This window comes from Stenotrophomonas sp. 22DLJC03, from assembly GCF_056861405.1.
In genome coordinates this window covers 1-5,950 of record NZ_JBSPUG010000013.1, presented here as the reverse complement: position 1 = coordinate 5,950, position 5,950 = coordinate 1, and the positions used below count along the sequence as shown (strand labels likewise).

7 protein-coding genes are annotated in these 5,950 nt (G+C 65.7%); 4 read left to right on the top strand and 3 right to left on the bottom strand.

What is annotated here, in order from left to right:
- Positions 1–125: 125 nt before the first annotated feature.
- Positions 126–473, bottom strand: a complete 348-nt coding sequence (locus tag AC13GA_RS20495) for a hypothetical protein (protein WP_253078652.1) — start codon at positions 471–473, stop codon at positions 126–128.
- Between the two features lie 190 nt (positions 474–663).
- On the opposite strand from AC13GA_RS20495, the gene AC13GA_RS20490 reads away from it, so the two are divergent.
- From AC13GA_RS20490 to AC13GA_RS20475, 4 genes are read left to right on the top strand one after another with little or no spacing between them, the layout of a single operon-like run.
- Positions 664–2,127, top strand: coding sequence for an efflux transporter outer membrane subunit (locus AC13GA_RS20490; RefSeq protein ID WP_428709137.1), 1,464 nt, complete (start codon positions 664–666; stop codon positions 2,125–2,127).
- On the top strand, positions 2,124–3,263 hold the full coding sequence (locus AC13GA_RS20485) for an ABC transporter permease (RefSeq protein WP_136638760.1): 1,140 nt from the start codon (positions 2,124–2,126) through the stop codon (positions 3,261–3,263). The genes AC13GA_RS20490 and AC13GA_RS20485 overlap by 4 nt, the downstream gene beginning before the upstream one ends.
- A 10-nt stretch (positions 3,264–3,273) precedes the next feature.
- Entirely contained in the window at positions 3,274–4,002 is a 729-nt protein-coding gene (locus tag AC13GA_RS20480; protein ID WP_046984909.1) for an ABC transporter ATP-binding protein, read from the top strand.
- On the top strand, positions 3,999–4,913 hold the full coding sequence (locus tag AC13GA_RS20475; protein ID WP_136638759.1) for an HlyD family secretion protein: 915 nt from the start codon (positions 3,999–4,001) through the stop codon (positions 4,911–4,913). The genes AC13GA_RS20480 and AC13GA_RS20475 overlap by 4 nt, the downstream gene beginning before the upstream one ends.
- Before the next feature lie 2 nt (positions 4,914–4,915).
- On the opposite strand, the gene AC13GA_RS20470 is transcribed toward AC13GA_RS20475, so the two are convergent.
- Both AC13GA_RS20470 and AC13GA_RS20465 read right to left on the bottom strand, forming a co-directional pair.
- Entirely contained in the window at positions 4,916–5,365 is a 450-nt protein-coding gene (locus tag AC13GA_RS20470; protein ID WP_253078648.1) for a hypothetical protein, read from the bottom strand.
- Positions 5,358–5,759 carry a hypothetical protein gene (locus tag AC13GA_RS20465; protein ID WP_046984912.1) on the bottom strand — a complete coding sequence of 134 codons (402 nt, stop codon included), beginning with the start codon at positions 5,757–5,759 and terminating at the stop codon, positions 5,358–5,360. The genes AC13GA_RS20470 and AC13GA_RS20465 overlap by 8 nt, the downstream gene beginning before the upstream one ends.
- Between the last annotated feature and the right edge of the window lie 191 nt (positions 5,760–5,950).

Here is a 5,950-nt window from a genome sequence, read left to right as displayed (position 1 = left end):
GTAGAGCGCAACCTTGCCAAGGTTGAGGTCGCGAGTTCGAGTCTCGTTTCCCGCTCCAGATTCAAGAAGAACGCTCCCGCAAGGGGGCGTTTTTCGTTTGTCACGCCGGTTGCACCACTGCCGCGCTAGCGTGCCTTGCCGGGCAGGGCGCTGCACCAGGTCAGGGCATCCTGTCGGTCGAAACCAGGGCAGCGGTTGTCCTGCGGGATGTAGACGTAGGGAACATCGTCTTCGTAGGTGAAGTGGTAGTAGTAGGTCCGATCCTTTCCGTACAACCAGTAGTTCGACGATCCCTGGTTGATGGCATAGGGCTCGAACGTGAAGATCGAAGATTCACCGGGGATGAAGTTGCTGCGCTCCATCAGTAGCAGCATGGCGTTCGAGATCAGTGGGGTGGTCAGGACGAGCACGATCACGCCGACAGTCACTGTCGTGATCGAGCCAATCAGTAGCCAGCGGCGGGGGCGTTTCACGGGCAGGCAGCACCGAGGCAAGGCAGTGCCGCAATGTGCAATACGCCGTGAAAGCCGTCCAGTGTTCCGTGTCGAGAACGCGCTGAAAGCGTGGTGAAAGGCTGGGGCAGCATTGCCTGAACCGCACGCGTGCTGTGACCTTTTTCGGACCAATTCTCCATGTTCGCTCCACAATCGCACGGTAGCCTTCATGCTCCTTCTACACGTTGGCGGGCTGGTGGTCAGGCGTATCACTCCAGTGGCAGTGCCCAGGACCGGGCGCGGATTCTCCCTGCATGCGGTGCTGCGCCCCGGCGCGCTTCTGGCCAGCCTGGCCCTGGCCGGCTGCATGTCGGTGCCGGTTCCGGACCTGCCTGACCGCACGCCCAGCACCTGGACCCAGGTGCCACAGAGCCAGGGTGTGGCCGTCGACGCCAAGCAGTGGTGGAAAGCGCTGTCCGACCCGGCGCTGGACGGGCTGGTCGATCAGGCCATCGCCGGCAACCTCGATCTGCAGCAGGCCACGCTGCGCCTGCAGGCCGTTCGGATCGTCGCCGGCACTTCGGATTCGCGCTTCCTGCCGGAAATCTCAGCCAGCGCCAAGCAGGTGCAGGATGCCGCCGCAGTCGACACCTATTTCCATGCCGGCATCGAAGCGATATGGGACCTGGGCCTGTTCGGCGCCGCCGAAAGTGCGCAGCTGAGCGCGCAGGCCTCGGCTGGCAATGCCGAGGCGCTGCGTAGCGCCGCGCAGGTGGCGGTGATCGCCGACGTGGTGCGCAACTATCTCGACCTGACCGTGGCACACGCCCAGCAGGACCTGCTGGCCCGGCAGCAGGCTGTGGATGATCGCGGCGAACAGTTGGCCCTTGTGCGCCAGCGCCTGCGCCTGGATGAGCCGGGCGAACTTGATCGTCTGCGTGCACGCCAGGCGGCGACCCGGGCAGCTACGGCGCAGGCCCGCGAGAATGCGCACAACGCTGCCCGTGCGCTGGCCCTGCTGCTGGGCCGCGACGGCCCGGATCCGACCTGGCAGGCCTATCGCACGCCGCCAAAGCTGGGTACGTTCTCGCTGCAGCAGGTGCCGGCGGATCTGCTGCGTCATCGCCCGCAAATTCTGCTGGCCGAATCGGAGGTGATGCAGGCGGCGGCGAGCAAGGGCTCCGCACGCGCTGCGATGTATCCGCGGGTCAGCCTCGGCGGCTCGATCCTGTACGCCTACAACCTCACCCAGAACGCCCGCTCCAACTCCGACTCCAGTCCCTCGATCGGCCCGTACATCGATATCCCGCTGTGGGACTGGGGCCAGCGTCGCGCGCGCTTCAATGCCGATGAAAAGCAGCTGGATGCCGCGCTGCTCGGTTACCGCAAAGCGGTACTGGAAGGCGTGAGTGAGGTGGAAGGCGCGCTCGGCAGCCTTGCACGCCAGGACAGCAGCATCCAGTCGCTGCGTGCGGCCAATGATGCCGCCGGCCAGCAGGTCAAGCGCCAGGCGCGGCAGGTGCAGCTGGGCCTGTCCAGCGAGTTCGATGGGCTGGACACTCAGCGTGCCGCACTGGCCTCGCAGGCCGATCTGATCGGTGCGCAGGGCGCGCGCGTGCTCGCGTTTGCTTCGCTGTACCGCGCGCTTGGTGGTGCACCGCTGCCGGCTGAGGGTGAGGGCGAACAGCAATGATCGCGCTGGCCCGAAAGACCCTGGCCTATGAGTGGCGCCGGTTCCTGCCGGTAGTGCTGGCAATGTGTTTCGCCGGGGTGTTGCTGATCGTGCAGGCGGCGCTGGTACTGGGCATCTTCGGTACCGCCGCGATCTACGTGAAGGCATCCTCCGCTGATATCTGGGCCGGCTTTCCCGGCACCCAGAGCGTGAACTACGGCCATGCAATCAGCGCGGATGTCGAAAGTCACCTGCGCATGGACCCGGATGTCACCCGCGTCGAGCCCTACGAATGGGTCGATGGCGAATGGCGTTCCAGCGCGCAGGGTACCGGCAACGTGTCGGTGTACCTGTCGGGTATCTCCACGCAGGACGATGCGATGATGTTCGCGCGCATCCTGCCCGCCGACCTGCGCGCGCAGCTGCGTGAGCCGGGTGCGGTGATCGTCGACAGTGCCGATCTGGATACGCTGGGCGTGGACCTGCAGAACAACCGTGCCTGGATCAACGGCAAGGCGGTGCGCGTGGTTGCCGCACAAGCGGGCCTGCGTGGCCTTGGTGGCGTCAACGTACTGGCTTCGCTGGATACCGCGCGCGCCATCGCCGGTACCGATCCGCATGAGGGCAGCACCTATTTCGTTGCGGGCCTGCGCTCGCCGGACCTGGCCAACGGCGTGCGTGATCGTCTGGCCGCGTCGATGGGGCAGGCAACGCCGGTCGAGTTCTGGACCGCACCGGAGTTCGCCAGCCGCTCGCAGCAATACTGGCTGTTCGATACCGGTGCCGGCATCGCGGTGCTGTTCATGGCGGTCATCGTCTGCTTTGTCGGTGCGGTGATCACCAACCAGTCGTTTGCTTCGGTGGTGGCCGGTTCGGTACGCGAGTACGCCACGCTCAATGCCCTCGGTGCCGGTCGCTATGCGCTGGCGCGGGTGGTGTTCGAGCAGGCACTGTTGATCGGCGGCGTGGGCATGTTGTTGGCGGCGGCCTTCAGTACCGCGGTGTTGCTGATCGCGCAGACCCAGCGCGTACCGGTGCAGCTGACGCCGATGGTCATCATCGGATGCGTGGCACTGGTGGCGGTGATGGCCATGCTGTCGAGCATCATGGCGGTGCGCAGTGTCGTCCGCTCAGATCCATCGTTGCTGCTGCGTTGAGGGCCGGCCGATGACTTCTACACGCGCCGTCGCCCCGACCCTGCAGGCCGATGCATTGGAAAAGGGTTTCATGTCCGGGGATGTGCAGGTGCCGGTGCTGCGCGGCCTCTCGCTGGACATCTACCCCGGTGAGCTGACCCTCGTGTCCGGTCCGTCTGGTTGCGGCAAGAGCACGCTGCTGTCGTTGCTGTCTGGGTTGTCTGCGCCCGATGGCGGCCGCGTGCACGCACTCGGCCAGGACGTGGGCCACATGACGCGCAGTGAAGTGGAGCGATTCCGCCTGCACCATGTCGGCTTCGTGTTCCAGGGTTTCAATCTGTTTCCGGCGCTGACCGCACTGGAACAGGTGCAGCTGCCGCTGGGCTATCGAGGCATGAGCAATCGCGAAAGCGAACCGCTGGCGCGCAAGGCACTGGAAGAGGTGGGCCTCAGCCACCGCAGCCACATGCGTCCGGCGCAGCTGTCCGGCGGCGAGAAGCAGCGTGTGGCCGTCGCCCGCGCCTTCGCCAAGTCGCCGACGCTGATCTTCGCCGACGAACCCACCAGCGCGCTGGACGCCGAGAACGGCCAGCGCGTGATCGACATCCTGCATCGCTACGCACGTGCGCACGGCGCCACCGTGCTGTGCGTGAGTCACGATCCGCGCCTGATCCGGCACGCCGATCGGGTGATCGCCATGGAAGACGGCATGGTCCGTGACGATCGCCGCCAGAACGAAACTGTAGAGTCCGCCCCATGATCAAGACGCCGTACCTGCTCCCCCTCAGCCTGGCCCTGTCCGCAGCATTGCTGCTCGGCGCCTGTTCCAAGGAGGCGCCTGCCCCAGCATCCGCCGGCAAAGCCAGCACTGCTGCCGCCGGCAAGGTCGCGGTTGCGCGCGGCATCATTGACGTCGAGGGCGGTTTGATCGCGCTGGCACCGCCGGTGGATGGCTCGATCACTGCCGCGCCGGTGAAGGAGGGCGCCATGGTGAAGAAGGGACAGCTGCTGCTGTCGCTGGATGGCGCGCTGCTGCAGCAGGAAGTAGCGATGGCCACAGCTGATCTCGCCTTGGCCAATGACCGTCTGAAGGGCAGCCAGGCGCAGCTGCGCGAACTGGAGCGCAATGCGACTCGCCTGTCCACCGGCGCCAGCGAAGGCGTGTCGTCCAACCAGCAGGCCGATGCAGCCAAGCAGCAACTGGTCGGTGTGCGCGCCGATGTCGACGTGGCCGGTGCGCAAGTTGACATGGCCCAGCACAAGCTGGAGCACGCGAAACTGAAACTGCAGCAGATGTCGCTGAGCGCACCGGAGGCTGGCACCGTGGTCGGCCAGGTGCCGGGACTCGGCGCATTCGTGCAGGGTGGCAAGCCGGCGATCTCGCTGCTGCCGGCACGCCCGCTGCAGGTGCGTGCCGAACTCAGTGCGGCCTACGCCGATGCCGTGCAGGTGGGGATGCATGCCATCGTTGTGCCGGACAGTGATGGCGCAGAGAACACCGGCTCACTGCCACCCGCACGCGTGGTGCGCATCAGTCCGGTGTTCGCGCAGGCGCGTCTGCCGGAAGACGCCGGGCGTGGCGTGGCCAAGGTAGTGGAGTGCGTGCTGGAGTTTGATGGCAACGCCAAGGCGCGCTTCGGCCAGCACGTGCGGGTGGAGTTCCGGAAGTAGGCCTAGTGCTGGGGCGGATTTGTCGAGCGTCTCCTCCGCCGCCTGAGGGCCCGCCACGCACTCACTGCCGACACCGCGCACAGCGCCAGCAGCAGCCCCACGTCCAGCAGCAGCAACCACAGCAGGTGCATGCCCTGCACCGGTGGTTGGTGCATCGCCGACAGCAGCCATGGTACCGACCAGGCCAGAAGCAGCACGAAGGCGATCAGCAGGCGCAACCACAGCCGCCCCAGTTTCCAGGGCTGCACGATCAGTGCGGCAACCACCAGCTCGACGGTGCTCAGCAGCGCGAACACGATCACGGTGCTGGTCGGGTAGGGCAGTGTGCCGCCTTCCAAGTGGCGCAGCAGCCAGTAGTCCGGCGTGAAGCCAGCATTGACCAGTGCGGCGATCAGCGCCAGCCAGGTCATGGCGACCAGTAGCCAGAACAGGCGGATGTAGCGCTCAGGCATGGGGGGCGTCCGGTGCGGGAAGTGCTGTGCCGCGCGCTGCAAAGTGCAGGGTGGCGAAGATCGCGGCCAGTGCCAGCAGGCCAGGTCCAACGGTGAAGTACACCAGGCGCAGCGGATGGTGGTGCATCAGCGTCCAGGTCGCGAACGCCAAGGGAATCGCCAGCACCAGCAGCTTGGCGAAGAGTGGCCGCAGTACCGCGGTCAGCGGCTGGGCGCCGAGGAACATATAGAACAGATAGAACTGGGCGATGCCAAGACCGATGTCGCGGTGGGAGGTGAAGCCGAAATGGTCGCGATACCAGTTCATTCCCAGGGGAATCAGAGCCCAGTACAGCAGCGCTACCAGCAGATGCAGCGCCAGGGCGATCAACAGGGGCTTGCCGCGAAGGAACATGGGCGAACGGGGCTGGGCGGGGCAGCGTACTCCAGTGCGGACGCCTGTGACCGCAGGGTGTGAATACTGTTGACGGCGTGAAGGAATTTGGACACAATAGCGCTCCTTCGACGCAGGTCGGAGAATCTGCGGGAATAGCTCAGTTGGTAGAGCGCAACCTTGCCAAGGTTGAGGTCGCGAGTTCGAGTCTC